Source organism: Microbacterium sp. KR10-403 (assembly GCF_040196215.1).
In the GTDB taxonomy this organism is placed as follows: Bacteria; Actinomycetota; Actinomycetes; order Actinomycetales; family Microbacteriaceae; genus Microbacterium.
On record NZ_JBEGDC010000002.1, the window covers coordinates 188,738 to 215,144 of the forward strand.

Genomic DNA, 26,407 nt, shown 5'->3' on the forward strand with positions numbered 1-26,407 from the left:
GACGAGTGGATGCCGCACGCCGAGGCCACGCGGTGGACAGGCGTGGCGGTGGGCCGCGCTACCAGCTGACCGGCAGGGCCTTGCCCTCTTCGTAGCCGGCCGCCGACTGCAGGCCGACGCGCGCGTTCTCGTGGAACTCGGCCACACTGCGCGCGCCCGCGTACGTGAACGACGAGCGCACGCCCGACGTGATCATGTCGAGCAGGTCCTCGAGACCCGGCCGCAGCGGGTCGAGGTAGATCTTCGACGACGAGATGCCCTCCGCGAACAGCTCCTTGCGGGCGAGCTCGTAGGCGTCCAGCCGCCCGAACCGCTCGCGCACGGCCTTCGTCGAGGCCATGCCCCACGATTCCTTGTACGCGCGGCCGTCGGCGTCGGCCAGCAGTTCGCCGGGCGCTTCGACGGTTCCTGCGAACCACGACCCGATCATGACGGATGCCGCGCCCGCCGCCAGTGCGAGGGCGACGTCGCGCGGGTAGCGCACTCCCCCGTCGGCCCACACGTGCGCCCCCATGAGGCGCGCGGCCTGCGCGGTCTCGAGCACCGCGGAGAACTGCGGCCGCCCGACGGCGGTCATCATGCGGGTCGTGCACATGGCACCCGGGCCGACGCCCACCTTGAGGATCGACGCACCCGCCGAGACGAGGTGGTGCACCCCCTCGGCGGTCACGATGTTGCCGGCCACCAGCGGCAGGCCGAGGTTCAGCTCCGACACCTTCTGCAGCGCGCGCAGCATGCCCTCCTGGTGTCCGTGCGCGGTGTCGAGCACGAGCACGTCGACACCCGCGGCGACAAGTGCCTTGGCCTTGGCCTGCACGTCGCCGTTGATGCCGATCGCCGCTGCCACGATGAGCCGCCCGTCGGCGTCGACCGCCGGGCGATACAGCGTCGCGCGCAGCGCGCTGCGCCGCGAGAGCGTGCCGACGAGGGCCCCGTGCCGCAGCACGCAGACGGTCTCGGCCTCCGCATCGACGATGAGGTCGAACGCATGCCGCGCATCGGTGACGTCCTCGGCGTCGATCGCCGTGGGGCGCGCGTGCACGAGGTCGCCCAGCTGCGCGTCGGGCAGCGCCGTGCCCAGACGGCTCGCCGGCACGACGCCGCGCACGGCGTCGAGGGTCATCCCCTCGGCCGGATGGTCGGCCACCACGATCCCGTACCCCTCGAGCGGGGGCAGGATGCGGGCGGCATCGGCGACCGTCGCGTGCGACGGCAGCACGACCGGGGTGTCCCACGGCACCGGCTGGGCCTTCACCCAGCGGATCGCGGCATCCAATTCCTGCAGCGGCATGTCCTGCGGCAGCACCCCGAGACCGCCCCGACGTGCCAGCGTCGCGGCCAGCCGCGCGCCCGTCACGGAGTTCATGTTGGCCGAGACCAGCGGGATCGTCGCGCCCGTCCCGTCCCCCGGCGCGAGGTCCACGTCGAGCCGGCTGGTGACGTCCGAGCGGCGCGGGACGAGGAAGACGTCGGAGTACGTCAGATCGACCGCGGGCTGTTCCCCATAGAACTCCATGCTGTCAAGGCTAGCGATTCCTTCCCCCAGGGAAAGTGATGCGCAATCGTGCCTGCGCACACGCCGCGGCGCGAAGCGGGCGCACAGGCGCAGGGACTAGGCTTGGTGGTCGTGCGCAGCGGCTCAGCAGAGTCGGCACAGACCCAGATCTCAGCGAGGAAAGCAGGCGAGCGAACGTGTCGAGCCAGGTGGCAGGCGTCGGGACTTCGAGCGAGGGAGAGTTCGGGGCCAATGAGTGGCTCGTGGACGAACTCTACGAGCAGTTCAAGAAGGACAAGAACTCCGTCGACAAGTCGTGGTGGCCCATCCTCGAGGCCTATCACCCCGTCGACACGAGCGGTGTCGGAGGGCCGAACGACACGGCCACGACCACCCCGCCGGTGACCACGCCGTCGGCCGACGCGCACCCGGTGACCGCGCCGGTGCCCGTCATCGGCAGTCAGCCGGTCGCGCGGACCACCGCAAAGCCGGCGGCGCCCCAGCCGATCCCGGCACAGGCGCCGAAGGTGAAGCCCGCCGCGAACGGCGAGGCCGAGGCATCCACCGCCGACGACGACGTCGTCACCCCGCTGCGCGGCATGACCAAGACCCTCGCGGCGAACATGGACCAGTCGCTGACGGTCCCCACCGCGACGAGCGTCCGCACGATCCCGGCGAAGCTGATGATCGACAACCGCATCGTCATCAACAACCACATGGCCCGCTCCCGCGGCGGCAAGGTGAGCTTCACCCACCTGATCGGCTGGGCGATGATCCAGGCGCTCAAGGAGTTCCCGAGCCAGAACGTGTTCTACGGCGAGGTCAACGGCAAGCCGTCGGTCATCGCCCCCGCGCACATCAACCTCGGCATCGCGATCGACCTGCCCAAGCCCGACGGGACCCGTGCCCTGCTCGTGCCGAGCATCAAGCGCGCCGACACCCTCACCTTCAGCGAGTACCTCGCCGCCTACGAAGACCTCGTGAAGCGCGCGCGGGCCAACAAGCTGACCGCGACCGACTTCGCCGGCACCACGATCTCGCTGACCAACCCGGGCGGCATCGGCACCGTGCACTCGGTCCCCCGCCTGATGAAGGGCCAGGGCTGCATCATCGGCGCCGGCGCCCTCGAGTACCCGGCCGAGTTCCAGGGCTCGAGCGCCCGCACGCTCAACGAGCTGGGCATCGGCAAGACCATCACGCTGACCAGCACCTACGACCACCGCGTCATCCAGGGCGCCGGCTCGGGCGAGTACCTGAAGAAGGTGCACGAGCTTCTCATCGGCGAGCGCGGCTTCTACGACGCCATCTTCGCCGCGCTGCGCATCCCCTACGCACCCATCCGCTGGGCGCAGGACATCAAGGTCGATATCGCCGAGCGCGTCGACAAGACGGCGCGTGTGCAGGAGCTCATCAACTCCTACCGCGTGCGCGGCCACCTCATGGCCGACGTCGACCCGCTCGAGTACGTGCAGCGCACGCACCCCGACCTCGAGATCGAGACCCACGGCCTGACCTTCTGGGACCTCGACCGCGAATTCGTCACGAACGGGTTCGGCGGCAAGCGCCAGATGAAGCTGCGCGACATCCTCGGCGTCCTCCGCGACTCGTACTGCCGCACGATCGGCATCGAGTACATGCACATCCAGGACCCGGCCCAGCGCCGCTGGTTCCAGGAGAACATGGAGGTCCCCTACCAGAAGCCGAGCCACGACGAGCAGCTGCGCGTCCTCAGCAAGCTCAATCAGGCCGAGGCGTTCGAGACCTTCCTGCAGACGAAGTACGTGGGCCAGAAGCGCTTCTCCCTCGAGGGCAGCGAGTCGCTCATCCCGTTCCTCGACCAGACGCTGCAGGGCGCGGCCTCGGCCGGCCTCGACGGCGCCGCGATCGGCATGGCCCACCGCGGGCGCCTGAACGTCCTCACCAACATCGCCGGCAAGACGTACAGCCACATCTTCCGCGAGTTCGAGGGCTCGGTCGCCGTCGGCAACAAGAGCGGCTCGGGCGACGTGAAGTACCACCTCGGCACCGACGGCACGTTCGTCGCCGACGACGGCGCGCAGCTGCCGATCCACCTTGCCGCGAACCCGTCGCACCTCGAGACCGTCGACGGCGTGCTCGAGGGCATCGTGCGCGCCAAGCAGGACCGCAAGCCGATGGGCTCGTTCACCTACCTGCCGATCCTCGTGCACGGCGACGCGGCGTTCGCCGGTCAGGGCGTGGTCGTCGAGACGCTGCAGATGTCGCAGCTGCGCGGCTACCGCACCGGCGGCACGATCCACGTGGTCGTCAACAACCAGGTCGGCTTCACGACGCTGCCCAACGACGGCCACACCTCCGTCTACGCGACCGACGTCGCCAAGACGATCCAGGCGCCGATCCTGCACGTGAACGGCGACGACCCCGAGGCCGTCGTGCACGTGGCCGACGTCGCGTTCCGCTACCGCCAGGAGTTCCACCGCGACATCGTGATCGACATCGTGTCGTACCGTCGCCGCGGCCACAACGAGGGCGACGACCCGTCGATGACGCAGCCGCTGATGACGAACCTCATCGAGGCCAAGCGCTCGGTCCGCCGGCTGTACACCGAGTCGCTCGTCGGCCGCGGCGACATCACCGAAGACGAGTACGAGACCGCGAAGAAGGACTTCCAGGACCGCCTCGAGATCGCGTTCGCCGAGACGCACGCGGCCGAGACCGGCACCTCCCCCGTGGTGACGCCCGACGCCGCGGCGGCCGAGACCTTCGCGGGCGAGCCCGAGACCACCGGTGTGGACCGGGCCGTCATCGAGTCGATCGGCGACGCGTTCGTCAACAAGCCCGACGGCTTCACGGTGCACGCCAAGCTCGACAAGCTGCTGAACAAGCGCCTCGAGATGAGCCGCCACGGCGACATCGACTGGGGCTTCGGTGAGCTGCTCGCGTTCGGCTCGCTGCTGCTGGAGGGCACCCCGGTGCGCCTGGCAGGTCAAGACACCCAGCGCGGCACGTTCGTGCAGCGCCACTCGGTGCTGCACGACCGCGAGAACGGCCAGGAGTGGATCCCGCTGACGAACCTGTCGGCGAACCAGGGGCGCTTCTGGGTGTACAACTCGCTGCTGAGCGAATACGCCGCGATGGCGTTCGAGTACGGCTGGTCCGTCGAGCGCCCCGAGGCCCTCACCCTCTGGGAGGCCCAGTTCGGCGACTTCGCCAACGGCGCCCAGTCGGTCGTCGACGAGTTCATCTCCTCGGCCGAGCAGAAGTGGGGCCAGCAGTCCAGCGTCGTGCTCCTCCTGCCGCACGGCTACGAGGGCCAGGGTCCCGACCACTCGTCGGCGCGCATCGAGCGCTACCTGCAGCTGTGCGCGCAGAACAACATGACCGTCGCGCGGCCGTCGACCCCGGCATCCTATTTCCACCTGCTGCGTCGCCAGGCGTACGCGCGTCCGCGCCGTCCGCTGGTCGTCTTCACCCCGAAGGCGATGCTGCGTCTGCGCGGGGCGACCAGCCAGGTCGAGGACTTCCTCACCGGCAAGTTCGAGCCCGTGCTCGACGATGACCGCGGCATCGAGGCGGCGGGAGTGAAGCGCGTGCTGCTGCACTCCGGCAAGATCCACTGGGATCTGAGGGCCGAGCTGACGAAGAACCCGAACCCCGAGATCGCTCTCGTGCGCCTCGAGCAGTTCTACCCCGCCCCCATCGACGAGCTGAAGACGGTGCTGGCGCAGTACCCCGACGCTGAGCTGGTGTGGGTGCAGGACGAGCCCGAGAACCAGGGCGCGTGGCCGTTCATCGCGCTCGAGGTCGTCGAGCACCTCGACGGTCGCCCGGTGCGCCGCATCTCGCGCGCCGCGTCGGCGAGCCCCGCGACCGGGTCACCGAAGGTGCACGCGGCCGAGGCCGCCGCGATCGTCTCGCAGGCCACGACCCTCTAGCACTCCCTTCTCACCGCGAGAGAACATCTGACGGACGAGGATGCGGGTATTACCCGTGCTCTCGTCCGTCAGTTGTTCTCTCGGCCAGAATGAAGAGCCCGCACACAGAAGGAGGCGCCCGTGAGCATCGCGCTGCTGGTCAACCCCGCCGCCCGGGGCGGCGCGTCGCTGGCCGCCGCCGAGCGCGCCGCCGAGCGGCTGCGCGGGCACGGCGTGTCGACGGCGCTCATCTCGGGCGGGTCCGCGGCCGAGTCCGCCCAGTTGCTGCGGGTCGCCCTCGACGCGGGCGCCACCGGCGTGCTCGTGGCCGGCGGCGACGGCACCGTGAACATCGCCCTGCAAGAACTGGCCGGCACCGGCACGCCGTTCGGGATCATCCCGGTGGGCTCCGGCAACGACTTCGCCTTCGCCCTCGGGCTGCAGGAGATGGGGGTGGATGCCGCAGCCGACGCCGTCGCCGGCGGACGCACCCGGCAGGTCGATCTGGCCCGCCTCACCCGCGCCGACGGCTCGACGATGCTCTTCGGCACCGTGCTGGCCAGCGGCTTCGACGCGCGTGTCAACGACCGCGCGAACCGGATGCGCTGGCCGCGCGGCGGATCACGCTACACGATCGCGCTGCTCATCGAGTTCCTCGAGCTGCATTCGCTGCCGTTCACGCTCGAGCTCGAACTCGAAGACGGCACCACGACGCGCCTGGAGAAGGACCTCGTGCTCGCCGCGATCGGCAACGGACCGAGCTACGGCGGCGGGCTGCGCATGTGCCCCGACGCGGATCTGGCCGACGGGCTGCTGGACGTGACGACGGTGGATGCCACGGGTCGGCTGCGTCTGCTCCGCGTGCTGCCGACCATCTACAGGGCGACGCACACGGCGCTGCCGATCGTGAAGACGTATCGCGCGCGCAGCGTGTGGATCGACGCGCCCGAGGCCACCGGCTATGCCGACGGCGACGCCGTGGGCGTGCTGCCCGTGCGGGTGGACGCCGTGCCGGCGGCGCTGCGCGTGTTCACGCCCTGAGCGGGCTCACGCGACGGTGTGCTCCGCGCGCAGCCGCGCCAGCACCATCTCGCGCAGCTGCTCGGGAGCGGCCTCCTTGCACGAACGGGCCAGCACCTCGGTCAGCGTCCGAGAGACGAGCGCCTCGTCGCGGCATCCCGGGCACCCTTCCAGGTGCTCGCGGATGTCGGCCTCCGCCGTCTTGCACATCTCGTGGCGCAGGTATTCCTCGAGGTCTTTGCGGGCTTTCTCGCAGCCGCAGTCACTCATTTCTCACTCCCTGGTGCGGTGATGCCGCGCTCGGCGGCGTAGTCGGACAGCAGGTCGCGCAGCAAGCGCCTGCCACGGTGAAGGCGGCTCATGACCGTGCCGATCGGGGTCTTCATGATGTCCGCGATCTCCTGATAGGCGAATCCCTCGACGTCGGCGAGATAGACCGCCATGCGGAAGTCCTCGGGGATCGACTGCAGCGCCTCTTTGACGATGGATGCCGGCATCCGATCTATCGCCTCGGCCTCGGCCGAGCGGGCCGTGGTGGACGTGGTCGACTCGGCTCCGCCGAGCTGCCAGTCCTGCAGGTCGTCGATGGGGCTCTGGTACGGCTCGCGCTGCTTCTTGCGGTACGTGTTGATGTACGTGTTCGTGAGGATGCGGTAGAGCCACGCCTTCAGGTTCGTGCCCTGCGTGAACGTCTTCCACGAGCCGAAGGCCTTGACGAAGGTCTCCTGCACGAGATCGGCGGCATCGGCGGGATTGCGCGTCATGCGCATCGCCGCCGCGTACAGCTGGTCCATGTACGGGAGGGCCTGTTCTTCGAACTGCGTGCGCGCGTCGACTGCGGTCTGCGACTCATCCATCGCCCGCAAGTCTACGTGCGGCACCTGCCGCGCGGACTGACGTTCCAGAGTGGCGATCATCCGGCTCCATTCATAGGTTCGTTAGGGTAGAACGCGATGAGCGATCACCGGTATTCCCCTTCGGCCGGACCACGCACGTCCGGCACGACGTCTCCGCACGTCTTCTGGCATGCCCCCGCGGCCGCCGGGCCCCTCGAGGCAGTGGTCACCGTGCCCGGCTCGAAGTCGCTGACCAACCGCGAGCTCGTGCTCGCGGCACTGGCCGACGGGCCGAGCACCCTGCGCGAGCCGCTGCACTCCGACGACTCCGACCGCATGATCGAGGCGCTCCGGGTTCTCGGCGTGGGCATCGAACCCGTGCCCGGCGACGGCGCGTTCGGCGACGACCTGCACATCACGCCGCTGGGCGCCAGGGGTGCGTCGGGCGAGATCGACTGCGGGCAGGCCGGCACCGTCATGCGCTTCCTCGCGCCGGTCGCGGGCCTCGTCGAGGGCGAGATCACCCTCACCGCCCACGAGAGCGCTCTGCACCGCCCGATGGGCGCGATGATCAAGGCGCTGCGCGACCTGGGCGTCGACGTCGACGACGAGGGCCGCTGGGCACTGCCGTTCACCGTCCGCGGCCACGGGCACATCCGCGGCGGCGAAGTGACCATCGACGCGAGTGCGACCAGCCAGTTCGTGACGGGCCTGCTGCTGGCGGCCCCCCGGTTCGACATCGGCCTGCGCCTCATCCACGACGGCGAGCGGCTGCCCAGCATGCCCCACATCGACATGACGATCGAGGCTCTGGCCCACCGCGGCGTGAACGTCGAGCGCCCCAGCGGCACCGAGTGGGTCGTGCCCGCCGGCCCCATCCGCGGCAAGGACGTGCACGTCGAACCCGACCTCTCCAACGCCGCGCCGTTCCTGGCCGCGGCGATGGTCGCAGGCGGCCGGGTGTCGGTCACCGGGTGGCCCGTGCACTCGACGCAGCCGGGGGCGCTGCTGCCCGACATCCTCACCGTCATGGGCGCGCGCACCCAGCGTCGCGGCGGAGCACTGCACGTCACCGGCGGCGACGGGATCTCGGGCGTCGACCTCGACCTTTCGGCGGCCGGTGAGCTGACGCCCACCATCGTGGGGCTGGCCGCCCTCGCCGAGACGCCGTCGACGATCCACGGCATCGGGCACATCCGCGGCCACGAGACGAACCGCATCGAGGCTCTGATCGAGAATCTGCGGGCACTCGGCGGCGAAGCCGAAGAGCTCGAGGACGGCATCCGCATCATCCCGCGCCGCCTGCACGGCGGCGTGTGGCGCGCCTTCCACGACCACCGCATCGCGACCACCGGCGCCCTCATCGGTCTGGTCGTCGACGGCGTGCAGGTCGACGACATCGGCACGACCGCGAAGACCATGCCCCAGTTCCCGCAGCTGTGGGCTCGCATGCTGGGCGACGAGTCGGGGGATGCCGCGGCCTAGCCGTGCGGGCACGATGAGCTGGCTCGACGACACCGACGACGACGAACCGGAGTTCGACGAATCCTCGGTGCGCGTGCGCCCGAATCCCAAGGGCAACCGGCCGCGCACGAAGCGGCGGCCCGCCCACGAGGATGCGGTCCTGGCCCGCGTGCTGGGCGTCGACCGCGGGCGCTACACCGTGCTCGCCGACGAAGACCGTCCCGACGAGCGCGAGGTCACCGCGACCCGCGCCCGCGAGCTGCGCCGGCAGCCCATCGTCACCGGCGACATCGCCCGCATCGTCGGCGACACGTCCGGCGCCGAGGGGACCCTCGCCCGCATCGTGGGCATCACCGACCGCACGACCCTGCTGCGCCGCAGCGCCGACGACACCGACCAGGTCGAGCGGGTCATCGTCGCCAACGCCGATCAGATGCTCATCGTGGTGGCCGCGGCCGACCCCGAGCCGCGCGAGAGGCTCGTGGACCGCTACCTCGTGGCGGCGCTGGATGCCGGCATCCAGCCCCTCCTCGTCGTGACGAAGACCGACCTGGCCGACCCGACGGCGTTCCTGCAGCACTTCGACGGGATCGACCTGCGCGTGTTCACGAGCGCGCGCGGCGACATGCCGGTCGATGAGATCGGGGATGCCCTCGTCGGCCACGCGACCGTGTTCGTCGGGCATTCCGGCGTCGGCAAGTCGACGCTCGTGAACGCCCTCGTGCCCGACGCCCAGCGTGCAACGGGCCACGTGAACCAGGTGACCGGCCGCGGCCGGCACACCTCCAGCTCGACGGTCTCGCTGCGCTATCGCGGCCGCGCCGGCGCGGGGTGGGTCATCGACACCCCGGGGGTGCGCTCGTTCGGCCTGGGGCACGTCGACCCCGCGCACATCCTCGATGCGTTCACCGACCTCGCCGAGGTCGCGAAGGACTGCCCGCGCGGCTGCACGCACCTGCCCGACGCGCCCGACTGCGCGATCAACGAGGCCGTCGCCGACGGGCGGCTGGGCACCGGCGCCGCGGGCCGGCTGGACTCCCTCCAGCGGCTGCTCGCGACGTTCGCCGACACGACGTCCGGGCACTGACGCGGCCCAGGGCAGAGGCACGTGGCCGCGGCATCTCGCCCCGTGGCTCTCTGGCAGATGGGCTCCACAACGTCGCGCCCTTGCCCGCGCCCTTCCCGCGCGTCATGCCCGCCCCTTCCCCACCCGCCATCTCCCCTCGCCTCGGGCGAGGGGAAAGGCCGACGCGCGGACCGAAGCGCCGGAAAACCTCCTCGCTTCGGCAGATCTCCTCGCCTGAGGCGAGGGCGCCGCGGTGCGCGCCATGCGGACGCCGGGCGCGGCGGCGCGGCACCTGCGGACGCCGGGCCGCGGCATCCCGCACCGTAGGCTGGGAGCATGACCGTTCTCACCACCGGATCCGCCGCCCCCGATTTCACGCTCCTCGACCAGGACGAGAACAGCGTCAGCCTGCACGATCTGCGCGGGCAGAAGGTCGTGCTGTACTTCTACCCCGCCGCGATGACGCCCGGCTGCACGACCGAGGCCTGCGACTTCCGCGACAGCATCGCATCACTCGCCGGCGCCGGGTACACCGTGCTGGGCGTGTCACGCGACACCCCCGCGAAGCTGCGTGAGTTCCGCGAGCGCGACGGGCTGACATTCGCGCTGCTGAGCGACCCCGACCACGCCGTGCACGACGCCTACGGCGCCTGGGGCGAGAAGATGAACTACGGCAAGAAGATCGAGGGCGTGCTGCGCTCGACGTTCGTGATCGACGAGCAGGGCGTGATCACGCACGCCCAGTACAACGTCAAGGCCACCGGGCACGTCGCCCGCCTGCGCAAGACGCTCGGTATCGACTAGCGCTTCGGGGCCTCGTCGTCGCGGCGCTCGGCGTTCGCGCGACGGACGTCGAGGATCAGCGGCACGAGGCCCACCACACCCACCGCGGCGATGGCCAGGCCGATCAGCGGGTGTGCGTATCCTCCGGTCGCCGCGCCCAGCGCGACGGCCAGGATGAGCAGCTGCGTCACGATGCCGCCCGAGCGGCTCCACGAGGCGCCGCGCGCCACCCCGACGGCGAACGCACCCACCGCGACCGCGCCGATGAGGGTCAGCACGATCAGCGCGATGCCGCTGGCGATCGAGACCGTGTCGCCCTCGCCGAGGGCGACCACCTGCCAGACGGCGAGGGCCAGGATGCCGAGAGCCTGCAGCCCGAGGACGGCCGCCGCCACGCGCGCCGCAGGGTTTGTCCGCATCGTTCATCGCCCTTTCGAGACAGCATGTCGCGTTTGTCGGCACCCTCCAAGCCATACGGAGGACTGACAGCACACGGCACGGCTTTCACCAGAGAAAACCCTTGATTAGACCGCAACGCTGTGAAACCATGGAACATGTTGTGTGCTCCCACAGCGCGGTGGGGCGAGCATTCCGCTCGCGCAACGTCCAGGTTACCGGAACCCGAATCCCGACCTGGAACCGAACCCGACACGACACCACGTGACGTTTCACTCAAGGAGCACCCCCATGGATTGGCGCGACAAAGCCGCTTGCCTCACAGTCGACCCCGAGCTTTTCTTCCCGGTCGGCAACACCGGTCCTGCCGTCGAGCAGATCGAGAAGGCGAAGGCCGTGTGCGCACGGTGCACTGTCACCGAGATCTGCCTGCAGTACGCGCTGGAGACCGGCCAGGACTCGGGCGTGTGGGGCGGTCTGTCCGAAGACGAGCGTCGCGCTCTCAAGCGGCGCGCCGCCCGCGCCCGCCGCGCGTCCTGATCGCACTGCACGAAGCGCCGGCACCCGAGGGTGCCGGCGCTTCGTCATGCGTCAGACGACGTCGCGTTCGAGATAGCGCAGCGGGATGTCGATCGTGACCTCGGTGCCCTCGCCGTTCAGCGTGTGCCAGTCGATCGAGCCGCTCAGCTCACCCTGGATGAGCGTGCGCACGATCTGCGTGCCCAGACCCTGACCGACCTGCCCCTCCGGCAGCCCGACGCCCGTGTCGCGCACCCGCACCTCGAGCTTCTCCTCGGTGCGCTCGGCGCTGATCTCGACGTCGCCCTCCTTGCCGGCGAGGCCGTGCTCGACGGCGTTCGTGACCAGCTCGGTCAGCGCGAGCGCCAGTGGCGTCGCATATTCACTGGGCAGGGTCCCGAAGCGGCCGGTGGTGTGGGTCTTCGCCTGTGTTCCGGCGCCGGCGGCCACCTCGGCGACGAGCTTGAGCACGCGCTGGAAGACGTCGTCGAAGTCGACGTTCTGGGCGAGCCCCTGCGCCAGGGTGTCGTGCACCACCGCGATCGCCGACACCCGGCGCATGGCCTGGGTGAGCGCGTCGCGCGCCTCGTCGGAGTGCGTACGACGCGCCTGGATGCGCAGCAGCGACGCCACCGTCTGCAGGTTGTTCTTCACCCGGTGGTGGATCTCGCGGATCGTCGCGTCCTTGGTGATGAGCTCCTGCTCCTGATGCCGCATCTCGGTGACGTCGCGGCACAGCACGATGGCGCCGATGCGCGTGCCGTGATCGCGCAGCGGAATCGTGCGCAGCGAGATGGTCACGCCGCGTGCGTCGACGTCGGTGCGCCAGGGCGCACGGCCGGTCAGCACGAGCGGCAGCGACTCGTCGAACTGTCGCTTCTCGGGAAGGATGTCGGTGACCACCTTCACGAGCGACTCGCCCTCGAGCTCGTCGTCGAACCCGAGCCGGTTGAACGCCGAGAGGGCGTTCGGGCTCGCGAACGTCGCCATGCCGTCGACGTCGAGACGGATGAGGCCGTCGGCCGCACGCGGCGCGCCGCGACGGGGGCCGGTCGGTGCCGACAGATCGGGGAAGTCGCCGCAGGCGATCATGCCGAACAGGTCGTCGGCGCACTCGTTGAACGTGATCTGCTGCCGTGACGGGGTGCGTGCCTCGCTCAGGTTTGTGTGCCGCGTGAGCACGCCGATGACCTTGGGCTGCTCACCGGCCCGCGGAGGCTCGCGCACGATCGGCACCGCGCGCACGCGGGTCGGCGTCTCCTCGAACCAGTCGGGCGAGGCCGAATCGACGATCTGGCCGCTCGTGAACGCCGACTTCACCTGCGCACGCCACTGCGGACGCACCCGCTCGCCGACGATGTCGCGGTAGAAGAGCGTGGCCGCTCCCCCCGGCCGGGTGTGCGCGACGGCGGTGAACTGCGCGTCGGCCGTCGGCACCCACATGACGATGTCTGCGGAGGCGAGGTCGGCGAGCAGCTGGCCGTCGCCGGCCAGGCGGTGCAGCCATTCCACGTCGGCCTCGTTGGACAGGCCCTGGGCGTAGACGAGATCTGTGAGCGTCGACACGGATTCAGCCTACGGTGCCGCGACCCCCTCGGCGACGCGCACCCGCGGACGTGTCTTCATCTTGCGCTGCTCCGCACGAGTGAGCTCCCGCGGCGGAGCGATCGCGTCGGCCGCGAACCGGCGCACGGCCAGCGGCAGCGCGCTCTTCGGCGCGATGTCGGCCATCGGCCGGGCGGCGAGCAGCGCGGCATCCACCCCGCGGGTGTCGTGCGGCACGAACCACACGTCGCGGATGCCGGCGAACCGCTCGAGCGTGCGGCGGATCTGTCCGCGTGCGTCGATGCCCAGCGCCCCCGGGCGCACCTTGTTGGCCACGACCGAGATGGGCGCGGCGCCCACGACCGCGCGCAGTTCGCTATGGCCGCGCAGGAATCGCGCGACGCCCACGGGGTCGGCCGAGAGCACGGCGACGATGCGGTCGGCGGCCCGCAGCGCGGCGAGCGTCGCGGCGTTGCGCCGGGGCCCGTCGGTCAGGTCGCTGACGATCTCCTCGTCGCTCTCGAGGGCGGCCGCGGCATCCACCACCGTGTATTCGGCCCAGTCGCGGCACGCCTCCAGCGCGGCGGACACCCGGCGCTCGCTGAGCTCGGGCCACCGCGCCGGCCGGTTGATGCCCGGCAGCACCGACATCGCGCCGTCGCGCACCGGCACCGCCGTGCAGATGCGGTCGAGCTCGGCCGGGTCGAGGGTGCCGCGCTCGGCCTGCCGGCAGGCGACGGCGAACCCCGGGCCCTCGTCGGCCAGTCCGAGCAGCAGCGCGAGCGAGGGGGCGTGGGTGTCGGCGTCGACGAGGGCCACCCTTCGCCCCCCACGGCTGAGCTCCGACGCGATCTCGATCGCGAGGGTCGAGCGTCCGGGCGCGCCGTGCGCACCCCACACCGTGATGACCTGGCCGCGCTGCGCGGGCACGGCGGGCGAAGGCGCCGCCGCGGGAGCCGTCAGGATCTCGGCGATCGCCCAGGCGTCGGCGTCGGCGGGCAGCGCGGGCGCCAGCCCGAACGCCGCCGCGCGCCGGGCGTCGTCGCCGGCGCACAGCGGAACGATGCGCACGCCGAAGCCGTCGCACGCCTGCACGAGTTCGGCCGTCAGTGTGTGCGCGCCGGCCTCGAGCACGAGCGCGTCGACGCCCGCCAGCAGCCCCTGCGCCGCGCCGGCGAGCACGTGCTCGGGCGCGACGGCGGCGCGCACCGACACTCCGGCGCGGATGAGGTCGTCGGCCAGCTGCGCGGCACGGGATGCCGCCACGACGACGGTCGGCATCAGTGCCCTCCTGCCGGAACGACCGAGAGCTCGGCATCGGCGGCGATGGCGGCGAGCGCCGCCGCGACGTCGGCGCGCGGGATCACGAGCTCGACCGCGTCGGCACCGCCGCCGATCATGGAGTCGTCGTGGGTCACCGACACGACCGTGGCACTCGGCACGAGCACGCTCGGGGTCGCGAACCCTCCGTTCTCGGCGGGCGCCGCCGACCACAGGTCGACCGCGCTCCCCGCGGCCACACCGCTGGGCACCGTGACGCTGCTGTGCACGACGACGGTCGTCGTCTCGGACTGCGCCGCCGGCACGGTCGCCGCGGCCGGGACCAGCTCACCCGTGCCGATCGTGCGCGTCGCGACCACGCCGTCGAGCGCGGCGCCGGGTGCCAGGTACGCATCGCCGGAGCGCCCCAGCGACACGTCGACGACGGTCACGTCGGCCGCGGTCACCGCCTGGCCGGGCACGATCGTGTGCGCCGCGGCGTAGACCGGCGCGGTCTGCCGCGACAGGGCGACCACCGCCCACACGCCGGCGATCGAGGCCACGATGAGCACCACCCCGAGGAAGAACCGGAGGTCGGTCCAGAACCCGCGCCGGCGCGGACGCACCGGGGTCGGGGTCGGCGGCGCAGCGACACGGTCTTCGACGGCAGTCATGTCTTCATCGTGCCGCAGACGCGCGAACGACGTCGAAAGTTATCCACAGGCATGATCCGGAGGGTGCACGCGAGCCGTTCGCCACGATAATTGACGCATGCCCGATACGCCCCCTGCCCCGGAGCGCTTCGTGACCCCCGCCGAGGTCGCGGAGGCCCTCGGCCTGTCCGTCGACGAGGTCATCGCCCTCGCGCTCGAGGGACAGCTGCGCGGCGTGCGCGTCGGCACGCCGCCCCGCTGGCGCATCGCCGAAGACAGCGTCACCGCGTACCTCGACGAGCAGACCGAGCAGACGCGCCGGATGGCGCTGTGGCGTCAGTCGAACGCCGCGAGCTTCCCCGAGCTGTGGGGCACGGGCACCGTGCACCGCCCGGACTGACCCGCTGCGCGGGCACGGCCCCTGCGGGCGCCGCCCGCGTGTGCGTAGCGGGCCGGGCCGGGCGCTGCGCCTGCAGTGTGCGTGTGCCTCACAGCCCGACGTCACGCGCCTCGATGCGCACCCACGCCAGCGCCGACAGCGGCACCATGCGCACGCCCTGGATCGCCCCGCTGCGGCGCGGGGCCTCGGCGTCGTGCAGTGCGACGTCGAGGTGGTCGGCCAGCGCGCGGTCGATCGTGCCGACCAGCGTCCGTCCGACGCGCAGGTGGAGCGTCACCGGGGCACGGCGCCGCGCCAGGCTGCGCAGCACGAACCCCAGTGTCATGCGCTCGGCCAGGCGCCGCGGGCCGGGCGCGTCGGCGCGGGCGCTGCGCAGCAGCTCGGCCTCCGGCATCCCGATCCCGGCGACGGCGTCCAGCGCGAGAACGGTCGTGCGCCCGTCGGAGGCCTGCAGCCCCGCCCAGTCGGCGCCGACGGCCGTGAGCGTGCCGGTGAGCACGGCCCCGTCGGCGAGGTCCACGGTCAGCGCCGTGCCGGCGTCGGCGGCCAGCACCTGCAGCCGCTCGCGCATGCTCAGCCGCGAGATGCGCAGCCGCTCGGCCTCCGAGTCGAGAGCGGCGCGCTCGGCCTCCCATTCGGAGTCGAGCTGACCCTCGAGGTCTTCGAAGAACCTGTCCCACCGCACGCTGAGAGAGTATGCGATCGCGGCTGCTGGGCCGGGAAGTTATCCACAAGTGAGAGGGTTCTCATCACCCTGGGAGTTCGCTGTGTGCTCTACTGGTGCGCGGAAGACCTGACATCATCCGCCGGCCGTGGGGGCCGGCGACGACGAGAGGCAGTGGTCGATGGCGATGCATTCGGCGGTCCGGTCCATGGCGCGGTACACACGCGACCTCGACCCGGGAGCCGCCGAACGCACGAGCGCCGACGACCTGCCCGATCCCGAGCCGCTGCTGCGCAACCTCACCCAGGGCGTGCTCGAGGTGCTCGCCGGCGTCCGCGACGTCAACCAGCTCGCGCGATGGATGACCGAAGACGCCTTCCGCTCTCTCGCGACCCGCGCCGCCCTCGGCACCCGCGCCCGCAGCGCGCGCGGGGTGACCGCCACCCGTCCCGTGCACGCCATCTGCTCCGTGCACGTCACGGCCCCCGCCCCCGATGCGGTCGAGGCGGTCGTGGTCGTCGGCGGCCCCGCGCGCACGCGCGCCGTGGCGATCCGGCTCGAAGGCCTCGACCACCGGTGGCGCGCGTCGTCCGTCGCGCTGCTGTGACCTACGGCCTGTAGGAGGCGAGGAAGTTGCCGATGCGCTCCACCGCATCGGCGAGCACCCGCGACTCGGGCAGCGTCACGATGCGGAAGTGGTCGGGCGTCGGCCAGTTGAAGCCGGTGCCCTGCACGACCAGCACGTGCTCGGCGACGAGGAGGTCGTAGATCAGCTTCTCGTCGTCGCGGATCTCGTACACGTTCGGATCGAGCCGCGGAAAGGCGTACAGCGCACCCTGCGGCCGATAGCAGGTGACGCCGGGGATGGCCTCGAGCCCCTCCCAGGCCACATCGCGCTGCTCGTGCAGGCGCCCGGTGGGCCCGATCAGGGCGTCGATCGACTGCACGCCCGAGAGCGCCGCCTGCACGGCGTGCTGCGCGGGCACGTTCGGGCACAGACGCGTGGATGCCAGGAGGTTGATCCCCTCGAGGAAGCCGCTGGCGTGCTGCTTGGGCCCGGTGATGACGACCCAGCCGCTGCGGTAGCCCGCCACCCGATACGTCTTCGACAGGCCGTTGAACGTGAGGCACAGCAGGTCGGGCGCGAGCGTGGCGAGGTTGATGTGCTGGGCCCCGTCGTAGAGGATCCGGTCGTAGATCTCGTCGGCCAGCAGCAGAAGCGAGTGCTCACGGGCGATGTCGACGATGCCCTGCAGCGTCTCGCGCGTGTAGACCGAGCCCGTGGGGTTGTTCGGGTTGATGACGACGATCGCCTTGGTGTGCTCGGTGATCCTGCTGCGGATGTCTTCGAGGTCGGGCTGCCAGTCCCCCTCGGGGTCGCACCGGTAGTGCACCGGGGTGCCACCCGCGAGGCTCGTCATGGCCGTCCACAGCGGGTAGTCCGGCGACGGGATGAGCACCTCATCGCCGGCGTCGAGCAGCGCCTGCATGGTCATCGTGATGAGCTCGGACACGCCGTTGCCCAGGAACACATCGTCGGGGTCGAACTTCGGGAAGTCGGGGATCTCCTCGTAGCGCGAGACCACCGCACGCCGTGCGGACATGATGCCGCGGCTGTCGCTGTAGCCGTGCGCGTACGGCACGGCCTCGATCATGTCGCGCACGATCTGGTACGGCGCATCGAAGCCGAAGATCGCCGGGTTGCCGGTGTTGAGCTTCAGGATCTTGTGCCCGTCGGCCTCCAGTCGCCCTGCCTCGGCGAGGGCTGCTCCGCGGATCTCGTAAAGGACGTCCTTGAGCTTGTTCGACTGGTCGAGAGGGCGGAGACTCATCCGTTCAGGATAGCCCCGCGCGCCGTGCTCCTCCGCCACGCGCGGGCTGCGGCATCCGCCCCCTTCCCGCCGATGTTCAGCAGTCGCCTTCTGCAGCCGCCAGACCGCCTCGCCGGCAGATAGCGACTGCTGAACAAGAGCTCCTCCTGTTCAGCAGTCGGCTTCGGCGGCTTGGCACAACCGCGGGTTGCACTTATCGACTGCTGACCGGGAGTGGGGTGGATGCCGCGGGCCGGCGCCCGCACGATGACGCCACCGACGAAGCGAAGGGCCGACCCCCGCGATCATACGAGAGGCCGGCCCTTCGTCGGAGGCCGCGCGCAGCGGCCCCCGTAGCTCACTTGCGCTTCTGCGCGGCGCGACGCTCGGCGCGGTTCTGCGGTGCCGCGTCATTGCCGCCCTGCTGCTGCGGCGCCGAGGTCGGCTGGCCGAACGCCCCGCGCGCGGCGGGCTGCTCGGGCGCGGGCGCCGCCTGCGCCTGCGCGGCCTGCGCCGCGGCGGCCGCCTGGCGCACGCGGCTGGTCGCGGCCTGCTGCACCTGACCGCGGTCGTTGCGCACCTCGACCTCGCCGCCCTCGTTCGAGGCCGAGTACTCGAGCCGCTGGGCGTCCTGCGCGGGCGCGACCAGGCCCTTCGCCTCGACGTCGAGCTCGCCCTCGGCCTGGGCGCGCACCTCGACCTCGAGGTTGTAGAGGTAGCCGACCGACTCTTCCTTGATCTGCCCCATCATGGTCTGGAACATCTGGAAGCCCTCGCGCTGATACTCGACGAGCGGGTCGCGCTGCGCCATGGCGCGCAGGCCGATGCCGTCCTTCAGGTAGTCCATCTCGTAGAGGTGGTCGCGCCAGCGGCGGTCGAGCACCTGCAGCACGACGCGGCGCTCGAGTTCGCGCATCGCGGGCTCGCCGAGCTTCTCCTCGCGCTTCTCGTAGGCGATCTTCGCGTCGGAGAGGATCTCGCGCGTGAGCACCTCGGGGGTGATCCGTCCCCTGTTGCCGGCCTCGGCGACGACCTCGTCGATCGTGACGCTGACCGGGTAGAGCGTCTTCAGCTCGGTCCACAGCGCATCGAAGTCCCAGCTCTCGGTGTGGCCCACCGAGGTGTGCTCGTCGATGATCTCGTTGAGCGTGTCCTCGATGAAGTGCTGCACGCGGTCTTCGATGTCGTCGCCCTCGAGCATCTGCCGGCGGTCGGCGTAGATGGCCTCGCGCTGGCGGTTCAGGACGTCGTCGTACTTCAGGACGTTCTTGCGGATCTCGGCGTTGCGCGCCTCGACCTGCGACTGCGCGCTGCGGATCGCGCGGGTGACCATCTTCGACTCGATGGCGACGTCGTCGGGGAAGTTCGTGCGCGCGAGGATCGCCTCGGCGGCGCCCGACTGGAACAGGCGCATGAGGTCGTCGGTCAGCGAGAGATAGAAGCGGCTCTCGCCGGGGTCGCCCTGACGGCCCGAGCGGCCGCGCAGCTGGTTGTCGATGCGGCGGGACTCGTGGCGCTCCGTACCCAGGACGTAGAGGCCGCCAGCTTTCACGACGTCCTCGGCTTCGGCATCCACCTTCGCCTTCATGGCCTCGTAGACCTCGTCCCACGCGGCCTCGTACTCTTCCGGGGTCTCCTCCGGGTCGAGCCCGCGCGACTTCATCTCCTGCACGGCGAGGAACTCGGCGTTGCCGCCGAGCATGATGTCGGTACCGCGACCGGCCATGTTCGTGGCGACGGTGACACCGCCCAGGCGCCCGGCGCGCGCGACGATCTCGGCCTCGCGCGCGTGGTTCTTCGCGTTCAGGACCTCGTGCTTGATGCCCTTCTTGGCGAGCATCCGCGAGAGGTACTCGCTCTTCTCGACGCTGATCGTGCCGACCAGCACCGGCTGGCCCTTCTCGTGGCGCTCGGCGATGTCTTCGACGACCTGGATGAACTTGGCCTGCTCGTTCTTGTAGACGAGGTCGGACTTGTCCTTGCGGATCATCGGCTTGTTCGTCGGGATCGGCACGACGCCCAGCTTGTACGTCGACATGAATTCGGCCGCCTCGGTCTCGGCGGTACCGGTCATGCCCGAGAGCTTCTCGTACAGGCGGAAGTAGTTCTGCAGCGTGACGGTGGCCAGGGTCTGGTTCTCGGCCTTGACCGGCACGTTCTCCTTCGCCTCGATCGCCTGGTGGATGCCCTCGTTGTAGCGGCGCCCCACCAGGATGCGACCGGTGTGCTCGTCGACGATCATGACCTCGTCGTTCATGACGACGTAGTCGGTGTCGCGCTTGAACAGGGCGACGGCCTTGATCGAGTTGTTCAGGAACGAGATGAGCGGCGTGTTGGCCGACTCATAGAGGTTCTCGATGCCGAGGTAGTCCTCGACCTTCTCGATGCCGGGTTCGAGCACGCCGACCGTGCGCTTCTTCTCGTCGACCTCGTAGTCGACGCCGGCCTCGAGGGTCTTGGCGACCTTGGCGAACTCGGCGAACCAGCGGTTCGCCTCGCCCGACGACGGTCCCGAGATGATGAGCGGGGTACGGGCCTCATCGATGAGGATCGAGTCGACCTCGTCGACGATGGCGTAGAAGTGGCCGCGCTGCACGAGGTCGGACTTCTGCCACGCCATGTTGTCGCGCAGGTAGTCGAATCCGAACTCGTTGTTCGTGCCGTAGGTGATGTCGGCGTTGTACTGCTCGCGGCGCACATCGGGGGTCTGGCCCGAGATGATCGTGCCGGTCGTCATGCCGAGGGCGCGGAAGACACGGCCCATCAGCTCGGACTGGTACGAGGCGAGGAAGTCGTTGACGGTGATGACGTGCACGCCCTCACCGGCGATCGCGTTGAGGTAGGCGGGAAGGGTGGCGACCAGCGTCTTGCCCTCACCGGTTTTCATCTCGGCGATGTTGCCCAGGTGCAGGGCCGCGCCGCCCATGAGCTGCACGTCGTAGGGACGCTGCCCCAGCGTGCGCTTGGCTGCCTCGCGGACGGCGGCGAAGGCCTCGGGCATGAGCTTGTCGAGCGTCTCGCCCTTCGCGTACCGCTCGCGGAACTGGGCGGTTTCGTCGCGCAGCTCATCGTCCGTGAGCGCGGTGTACTCGTCTTCGAGCGCGTTCACGGCCTTCACGACCTGCTGAAGTCGCCGCAGAACGCGGCCCTCACCGGCGCGAAGAAGTTTCTCGAAAGCATTGGCCACGGAGGATCTCCATCTATCGGGTCTGTGCGGGTACGCGGGGTCGAACCCGGGCACACCCACTTATGTTATCCATCGGTGACCTTTGAGGGTGCTGGCAGAAGGGCGGATGGATGCCGCGGGCCGGCCCATCGGGGTGGGGTGGCGGATGCCGCGGGTCGGCGGACGGGCGGCGTGCGGGATGCCGCGGGCCGCGGCGCCGGGCGGCGCTCAGTCCCCCGACGACGAGTACACGGGCACCGGCGCCGTGGCGCGCGGCTGCAGGCCGGCGACGATCGCGACGACGCCCAGGCCGATCAGGGCGACGGTGCGGCACACCAGCATGAGAGCGCCGTAGGCGAAAAGGGCGCTCGTGTCCATCGACAGCAGGATCCCGCCGGCGGCATACTGACCGAGCGGCGGCACCACGCAGAGCACCAGCGCGATCAACGGCATGAAGCGGTAGATGCGCGGGATGGCGGCTGCTCTCCACACCAGCACGACCGCGATGACCGCCAACACCACGGGCACCAGCTGCAGGCTGATCCAGACGATGGCCTTCGCGTCCTCGTTGTCGCGGTCGACGGGGGCGTTCAGCAGCGGGATCATCGGCGCCACGACGCGCACGAGCAACGGCCACCCCGCCAGCGCGCACAACACGATGGTGCAGCCGATCCGCCGTGCGACGACGCTGTCGCGGCCGATCGCGAAAAGGACGAGCGCGGCGCACCACAGCGCATCGGCGACGAATGCGACCACAGCGGTGACGCCCAGCGGTGCGATGGCCTGCCACAGCAGCCCGGGAACGGCGCTGGCCGCCAGGCAGATGCCGCCCCACACCCAGGTCGGGCGGACCATTCGTGCGATGTGCGGCGTCGGAGACGTGGCATCCATGACCCACACGCTATCGGGGCGCGGCGGTGCCATCAGCCGCTCCACGGGTCGAAGACCCGCACCCCCAGCGACGCGAAGTCTGTGAGGTTGCGCGTGACGACGGTGAGGTTGTGGTGCAGCGCCGTGGCCGCGATGAAGGTGCGCGGTGGGTCAACGCTAGCCACGCCCGCCGACACCGCGAGCGAGTTATCCACAGCCCGCGACACGCCCGCGTGAAAAGTTCTTCCCTCAGATTTCCCGGTATGTATATACTCGGCAACTACATACTCGGAAAACACCTACGAGAGGCACCGCAATGTCGGTCAAGCAGAGTCTGCTGGCGATCCTGGATCAGGGCGCCTGCTACGGATACCAGCTGCGCCATGAGTTCGACCGCCGTACCGGGTCGACCTGGCCGCTGAACGTCGGCCAGATCTACAACACCCTCGAGCGCCTCGAGCGCGACGGCCTGGTCGCCAAGGGCGAGACGGACGAGCAGGGCCACGTGTTCTTCGAGATCACGGATGCCGGCCGGGCCGAGGTCCGCTCGTGGCTGGGCTCCCCCGTCGAGCGCGGGCAGGGCACCCGCGACGAGCTGGCGATCAAGCTGTCGCTGGCGGCGACCCTGCCGGGCGTGGACGTGGCCGAGGTCATCCAGACGCAGCGCAAGGCCTCGCTCGCGCAGCTGCAGGAGCTCAACCGCGCCAAGTACGCCGGCGCCGACCCCGAGGGGCCCGAAGAGCTGGCCTGGTCGCTCGTCGTCGACTCGATGATCTTCGCGGCCGAGGCCGAGGTGCGCTGGCTCGATCACACCGAGCAGCGGCTCGCGATGCGCCCGCACCACGCGATGGAACTCGAGCTGTCGACCGAGAGGCCCAAGCGCGGGCGGCCGACGGCGAGCGCCACCGCAGACAAGAGCGACAACACCCAGAAGACGGAGGCGGTCCGATGAGCGAGGCGATCCTGCGGATGGTGGGCGTGAGCCAGCAGTACGGCGTCGGCGAGACGAGCGTCTCGGCCCTGTCGGGAGTCGACCTCGAGGTCGCGCGCGGCGAGCTGGTCGCGATCATGGGCGCGTCGGGTTCGGGCAAGTCGACGCTGCTGTCGATCGCGGGCGGGCTGCAGCATCCCACCACCGGCGAGGTCATCGTCGAAGGACGCCACCTCTCCACCGCGTCGCCACGCGAGCTGGCGCTGCTGCGGCGGCGCTCCCTGGGCTTCGTGTTCCAGGACTTCAACCTCATCCCGACCCTCACCTCTCTCGAGAACGTCACGCTGCCGCTCGAGCTGGACGGCATCGGGACCCGAGCGGCGCGCCGTGCGGGTCGGGATGCCCTCACCTCGGTGGGTCTCGACGACAAGTTCGACGCCTATCCCGACGACCTGTCGGGCGGCCAGCAGCAGCGCGTCGCCATCGCTCGCGCCGTGGTGGGCGGGCGGCGGCTGATCCTGGCCGACGAGCCGACCGGCGCGCTCGACTCGGTCACCGGCGAGCTCGTCCTGAAGGTGCTGCGCACGCGGGTGGATGCCGGCGCCGGCGCCCTCCTCGTCACCCACGAGCCGCGCCATGCGGCGTGGGCCGACCGCATCGTCTTCCTGCGCGACGGGCGCATCGTCGACGAGACGCGCCGCGACGGCGTCGAGGCGCTGGCAGAGGTGGGCGCATGAGCGGCGAACAGTCGCGCCGCCCCAGCGCATGGGCGCGCTGGCGGGCCGATCTGCGCCTCGCGGGGCGGCAGGTACGCCGCACCAAGGGCTCGAGCGCACTCGTGGTCGCGCTCGTCGCGCTGCCGGTGCTCGCCCTGGCCGGCGGCGTCGTCTTCGCCGACAGCCACATGAGCACACCGGCCCAGCGGACCGAGCTCGCCCTCGGGCAGGCGCAGTCGTGGATCGGCATCGCCGGGGGCTCGGACCCGAGCCGCGTGCAGGCCGTCGACAACGCGAGCTGGACCGATGTCGACACCGATGACAACGGCGCTCCGGTCCATGAGGAGGGGCCGGCACCCACCGACGTCGCCGGGGCCGTGCCCGCCGGCACACGCACGATCGAGATCACCGAGTACGCCAGCGTCTCGGTCGACACGAAAGGCGGCATCGGCCAGGTCGAGGCGGTGACCGGCCCCGCGTGGGACCCGGTACTCACCGGCCGCTACGTGCTGCTCGACGGCACAGCGCCCACGTCCGACGCGCAGGCCATGGTCAGCCCCGGCCTGCTGGACCGCCTCGGCGCATCGATCGGCGACCAGGTGACGCTCACCGATTCGGGTCGGTCGTTCACGATCACAGGGACCCTGCGCGAGCGCGATCGCGAACCGGCCGACGACGTGATCTTCCTTCCGGCGGCGGCCTCGAACCTCGTCCAGGGCGGCGCCCAGGGATGGTTCGTTCCGAACTGGCAGCCCGACTATGCACAGCTGCAGAAGCTCAACCACGAAGGCTACGTGGCGCTCGCCCACGACCTCGCCGTGAACCCGCCCGCGGGTGCGACCGTGGTCAACGGCACCGACAGCTCGTGGTTCTGGGTGGGCACGACCATCGTGATCATCGCCGCCGCATTCGGCGGGTACCTCGTGGTGCTGCTGGCGGGGGCCGCGTTCGCCGTGGCTGCGCGGCGCCAACAGCGCTCGCTGGCGATGGCGGTGAGCGTGGGGGCATCGCGCTCCGACGTGTTCCGCATCGTGCTGCTGCAAGGCTCCGTGCTGGGTGCTGTCGGCGGCGTGATCGGGTCGGTCATCGGCATTGGGCTCGCCTTCGCGTTGCTCGCCGTCACAGACCGCGGCGTGGCCGGATCGTTCTGGGGGCACTGGAGCTACGACATCCCGTGGCTCATCATCGTCGGCGTCGTGGTGTTCGCGGTGCTCGTCGGCACGATCTCGGCCATCGCCCCCGCGCGTGCGGCGACGCACGGCGACCCGCTTGCCGCTCTCCGCGGCTCGCGCCGACCGGTCACGCTCAGCGTCCGTCGCCCGCTGTGGGCGCTGCTGATCATGGCGCTGGGACTGGTCGCATCCATCGGCGGCGCCCTCGGCACCGCCGCGCTCAACCGCATGACGGACGTCGACCCCACCGGGCAGCTCCATGCGGCACTGATCATCGCGGCGATCCTCGGGCCGCTGCTCTTCCAGATCGGGCTCATCGTCGCCGGACACTTCACCCTCGCGCAGGTGTCGAAGGTGCTGTCGCGGTGGGGGCTCGCGGCCCGTGTCGCGGCGCGGGATGCCGCAGCCAACCCCTCACGCGTCGTACCGGCGTTCGCCGTGATCGCCGCGTGCGTGTTCGTCGCCGCGTTCTCGATCTCAGTGGTCGGCATGACGGCGAAGCAGACAGTCGAGAACTACGCGTGGGAGGGACACCCGGGCACCGTGGCCGTGGGCATGTGGGGCACCGACGTGGCCACACATCCCGACGAATACGTGGATGCCGCGCAGAATGCCGTCGCCGGCACCGGCGCGACCGCGACCGCCACCGCGTGGACGACCGCGCAGCCGGTGACGGATGACAACGGTGACCCGATCGACCCGAATGCACCGGACTGGACGCTCGCCGCCCCGACCGCGCACACCGACGACCCGGTGACCGCATACGACTCGGGGGTTCTGGTCACGGTGCTCGCCCCCGACGATCTCGAGACGGTCCTGGGCGCCGTGCCCGCCACCGCGCGCGACGCGTTCCGAGACGGCACCGCCTTGTCGGTGGCGCGGTGGGGTGGCTTCGACGGGGCCTCGACGCTGAACGTCTTCCGGTGGAAGGCCGGCGCGCTCACCGAGTTCCGTGAGAAGGCGTACTCGGAAGCGCAGCCGCCCGCGGCATCCCTTCCGAAGCCCGTCAGCACCACCTCGATCCCGCTGATGCGCGTGTCGCTGCAGTACCCGCAGGCGAGCACCGTGGTGGTGATCTCGACGGCGACCGCCCAGCACCTGGGCATGACGCTGCAGCCGCAGACGCTCTATGCGCTCTATCCGAAGATCCCGTCGACGACGGTGGTCGACCAGATCACGGCAGCCGCCGCGAACACCCGCGTCGGCACCGACGGCACGCTCAACGTGCAGGCCGAGAAGGGGCCCGCCTCGTTCGACCCGGTGCTCTGGCTGATCGTCGCCGCGGCCATGGTGCTCGTGTTCGGTGCAGGATCGGTGTGCCTCGGGCTCGCGCGCTTCGAGCGACGCCCCGACGACGCGACGCTGGCCGCGGTGGGCGCGTCCGGACGCATCCGCCGCAGCATCGGGGCCTGGCAGGCGGTGGTCGTGGTCGGAATCGGCACCGTCGTGGGCACCGTCGCGGGCACGATGTCGGCGTGGGCACTGGCCAAGGCATCAGACGGCCTCTACTCATTCGACGCCACGCCGTGGCTATGGCTCGCGATCACGGCGTTCGGTCTGCCGCTGGTGATGGCCGCGGCATCCTGGCTCATCCCGCCCCGTGCACCCGACCTCACCCGCCGGACGGCGATCGCGTAAGGCGTCCGGGCCCCGGTCGGGCTCCGGTCGGGGCCCGACCGAACGACGGCACGGCCATCGCGTGAGCGCCGCGCGAACGCCCGCCGGATACTTGACTCTGACACTGTGG

Annotated in this window: 23 protein-coding genes; 11 read left to right on the plus strand and 12 right to left on the minus strand. The window is 70.7% G+C overall.

The annotated features are described in order from the left end of the window. Positions 1 to 58: 58 nt before the first annotated feature. The gene (gene guaB1 / locus ABMQ42_RS04665) at positions 59 to 1,516 is read right to left on the minus strand and encodes a GMP reductase (protein ID WP_349721692.1); all 1,458 of its coding nucleotides are present in this window, start codon (positions 1,514 to 1,516) and stop codon (positions 59 to 61) included. Positions 1,517 to 1,692: 176 nt separating this feature from the next. On the opposite strand from guaB1, the gene ABMQ42_RS04670 reads away from it, so the two are divergent. Together ABMQ42_RS04670 and ABMQ42_RS04675 are read left to right on the plus strand one after the other, a co-directional pair. Next, on the plus strand, positions 1,693 to 5,409 hold the full coding sequence (locus ABMQ42_RS04670; protein ID WP_349721693.1) for a multifunctional oxoglutarate decarboxylase/oxoglutarate dehydrogenase thiamine pyrophosphate-binding subunit/dihydrolipoyllysine-residue succinyltransferase subunit: 3,717 nt from the start codon (positions 1,693 to 1,695) through the stop codon (positions 5,407 to 5,409). A 120-nt stretch (positions 5,410 to 5,529) separates the two neighbouring features. Further along, complete coding sequence (locus ABMQ42_RS04675) at positions 5,530 to 6,429, plus strand: diacylglycerol kinase (protein ID WP_349721694.1); 900 nt, start codon at positions 5,530 to 5,532, stop codon at positions 6,427 to 6,429. Between the two features lie 6 nt (positions 6,430 to 6,435). On the opposite strand, the gene ABMQ42_RS04680 is transcribed toward ABMQ42_RS04675, so the two are convergent. Beyond that, on the minus strand, positions 6,436 to 6,678 hold the full coding sequence (locus tag ABMQ42_RS04680) for a zf-HC2 domain-containing protein (RefSeq protein ID WP_349721695.1): 243 nt from the start codon (positions 6,676 to 6,678) through the stop codon (positions 6,436 to 6,438). Beyond that, positions 6,675 to 7,265 carry a sigma-70 family RNA polymerase sigma factor gene (locus ABMQ42_RS04685; protein WP_349721696.1) on the minus strand — a complete coding sequence of 197 codons (591 nt, stop codon included), beginning with the start codon at positions 7,263 to 7,265 and terminating at the stop codon, positions 6,675 to 6,677. The genes ABMQ42_RS04680 and ABMQ42_RS04685 overlap by 4 nt, the downstream gene beginning before the upstream one ends. 96 nt (positions 7,266 to 7,361) lie before the next feature. Here ABMQ42_RS04685 and aroA point away from each other — a divergent pair, with 96 nt between their 5' ends. The 3 genes from aroA (at position 7,362) to bcp (ending at position 10,578) form a co-directional block, all read left to right on the plus strand. Continuing rightward, complete coding sequence (aroA, locus tag ABMQ42_RS04690; protein ID WP_349721697.1) at positions 7,362 to 8,729, plus strand: 3-phosphoshikimate 1-carboxyvinyltransferase; 1,368 nt, start codon at positions 7,362 to 7,364, stop codon at positions 8,727 to 8,729. Between the two features lie 13 nt (positions 8,730 to 8,742). After that, complete coding sequence (rsgA, locus tag ABMQ42_RS04695; protein ID WP_349722079.1) at positions 8,743 to 9,795, plus strand: ribosome small subunit-dependent GTPase A; 1,053 nt, start codon at positions 8,743 to 8,745, stop codon at positions 9,793 to 9,795. Positions 9,796 to 10,110: 315 nt separating this feature from the next. Next, positions 10,111 to 10,578, plus strand: coding sequence for a thioredoxin-dependent thiol peroxidase (gene bcp, locus ABMQ42_RS04700; protein ID WP_349721698.1), 468 nt, complete (start codon positions 10,111 to 10,113; stop codon positions 10,576 to 10,578). Here the strand turns inward: bcp and ABMQ42_RS04705 are convergent. After that, positions 10,575 to 10,952: a histidine kinase gene (locus ABMQ42_RS04705; protein WP_349721699.1), complete on the minus strand. Its 378-nt coding sequence runs from the start codon at positions 10,950 to 10,952 to the stop codon at positions 10,575 to 10,577. The two genes, bcp and ABMQ42_RS04705, sit on opposite strands and share 4 nt — an antisense overlap. Before the next feature lie 292 nt (positions 10,953 to 11,244). Between ABMQ42_RS04705 and ABMQ42_RS04710 the strand changes: the two genes are divergently transcribed. After that, positions 11,245 to 11,493 carry a WhiB family transcriptional regulator gene (locus ABMQ42_RS04710; RefSeq protein WP_029146319.1) on the plus strand — a complete coding sequence of 83 codons (249 nt, stop codon included), beginning with the start codon at positions 11,245 to 11,247 and terminating at the stop codon, positions 11,491 to 11,493. Positions 11,494 to 11,544: 51 nt separating this feature from the next. Here ABMQ42_RS04710 and ABMQ42_RS04715 read toward each other — a convergent pair whose 3' ends face one another. From ABMQ42_RS04715 to ABMQ42_RS04725, 3 genes are read right to left on the minus strand one after another with little or no spacing between them, the layout of a single operon-like run. Then, a complete protein-coding gene (locus tag ABMQ42_RS04715) occupies positions 11,545 to 13,038 on the minus strand; it encodes a sensor histidine kinase (protein ID WP_349721700.1) in 1,494 nt (497 codons plus the stop codon). 9 nt (positions 13,039 to 13,047) lie between these two features. Then, positions 13,048 to 14,298 carry a CpaE/TadZ family protein gene (locus ABMQ42_RS04720; protein WP_349721701.1) on the minus strand — a complete coding sequence of 417 codons (1,251 nt, stop codon included), beginning with the start codon at positions 14,296 to 14,298 and terminating at the stop codon, positions 13,048 to 13,050. Continuing rightward, positions 14,298 to 14,951, minus strand: a complete 654-nt coding sequence (locus ABMQ42_RS04725; protein ID WP_349721702.1) for an SAF domain-containing protein — start codon at positions 14,949 to 14,951, stop codon at positions 14,298 to 14,300. The genes ABMQ42_RS04720 and ABMQ42_RS04725 overlap by 1 nt, the downstream gene beginning before the upstream one ends. A 97-nt stretch (positions 14,952 to 15,048) precedes the next feature. Here ABMQ42_RS04725 and ABMQ42_RS04730 point away from each other — a divergent pair, with 97 nt between their 5' ends. Further along, a complete protein-coding gene (locus tag ABMQ42_RS04730) occupies positions 15,049 to 15,330 on the plus strand; it encodes a helix-turn-helix domain-containing protein (protein WP_349721703.1) in 282 nt (93 codons plus the stop codon). Between the two features lie 88 nt (positions 15,331 to 15,418). On the opposite strand, the gene ABMQ42_RS04735 is transcribed toward ABMQ42_RS04730, so the two are convergent. Further along, positions 15,419 to 16,015, minus strand: coding sequence for a hypothetical protein (locus ABMQ42_RS04735; RefSeq protein ID WP_349721704.1), 597 nt, complete (start codon positions 16,013 to 16,015; stop codon positions 15,419 to 15,421). Positions 16,016 to 16,202: 187 nt separating this feature from the next. On the opposite strand from ABMQ42_RS04735, the gene ABMQ42_RS04740 reads away from it, so the two are divergent. Further along, positions 16,203 to 16,601, plus strand: a complete 399-nt coding sequence (locus tag ABMQ42_RS04740; RefSeq protein ID WP_349721705.1) for an Rv3235 family protein — start codon at positions 16,203 to 16,205, stop codon at positions 16,599 to 16,601. Between the two features lies 1 nt (position 16,602). On the opposite strand, the gene ABMQ42_RS04745 is transcribed toward ABMQ42_RS04740, so the two are convergent. From ABMQ42_RS04745 to ABMQ42_RS04760, 4 genes are all read right to left on the minus strand, one after another. Continuing rightward, positions 16,603 to 17,826, minus strand: a complete 1,224-nt coding sequence (locus tag ABMQ42_RS04745) for a pyridoxal phosphate-dependent aminotransferase (RefSeq protein WP_349721706.1) — start codon at positions 17,824 to 17,826, stop codon at positions 16,603 to 16,605. A 337-nt stretch (positions 17,827 to 18,163) separates the two neighbouring features. Further along, positions 18,164 to 20,992 carry a preprotein translocase subunit SecA gene (secA, locus tag ABMQ42_RS04750; RefSeq protein ID WP_349721707.1) on the minus strand — a complete coding sequence of 943 codons (2,829 nt, stop codon included), beginning with the start codon at positions 20,990 to 20,992 and terminating at the stop codon, positions 18,164 to 18,166. 207 nt (positions 20,993 to 21,199) lie between these two features. Further along, the gene (locus ABMQ42_RS04755; RefSeq protein WP_349721708.1) at positions 21,200 to 21,862 is read right to left on the minus strand and encodes a hypothetical protein; all 663 of its coding nucleotides are present in this window, start codon (positions 21,860 to 21,862) and stop codon (positions 21,200 to 21,202) included. 32 nt (positions 21,863 to 21,894) lie between these two features. Then, positions 21,895 to 22,026, minus strand: coding sequence for a PIN domain-containing protein (locus ABMQ42_RS04760; protein WP_349721709.1), 132 nt, complete (start codon positions 22,024 to 22,026; stop codon positions 21,895 to 21,897). Between the two features lie 131 nt (positions 22,027 to 22,157). On the opposite strand from ABMQ42_RS04760, the gene ABMQ42_RS04765 reads away from it, so the two are divergent. The 3 genes from ABMQ42_RS04765 to ABMQ42_RS04775 are packed head-to-tail and all read left to right on the plus strand — an operon-like array spanning position 22,158 to position 26,298. After that, entirely contained in the window at positions 22,158 to 22,793 is a 636-nt protein-coding gene (locus ABMQ42_RS04765) for a PadR family transcriptional regulator (protein ID WP_349721710.1), read from the plus strand. Continuing rightward, positions 22,790 to 23,509 (plus strand): ABC transporter ATP-binding protein, encoded by a 720-nt coding sequence (locus tag ABMQ42_RS04770; RefSeq protein WP_349721711.1) that lies wholly within the window; start codon positions 22,790 to 22,792, stop codon positions 23,507 to 23,509. The genes ABMQ42_RS04765 and ABMQ42_RS04770 overlap by 4 nt, the downstream gene beginning before the upstream one ends. Further along, entirely contained in the window at positions 23,506 to 26,298 is a 2,793-nt protein-coding gene (locus ABMQ42_RS04775) for an ABC transporter permease (protein WP_349721712.1), read from the plus strand. The genes ABMQ42_RS04770 and ABMQ42_RS04775 overlap by 4 nt, the downstream gene beginning before the upstream one ends. Positions 26,299 to 26,407 lie beyond the last annotated feature (109 nt).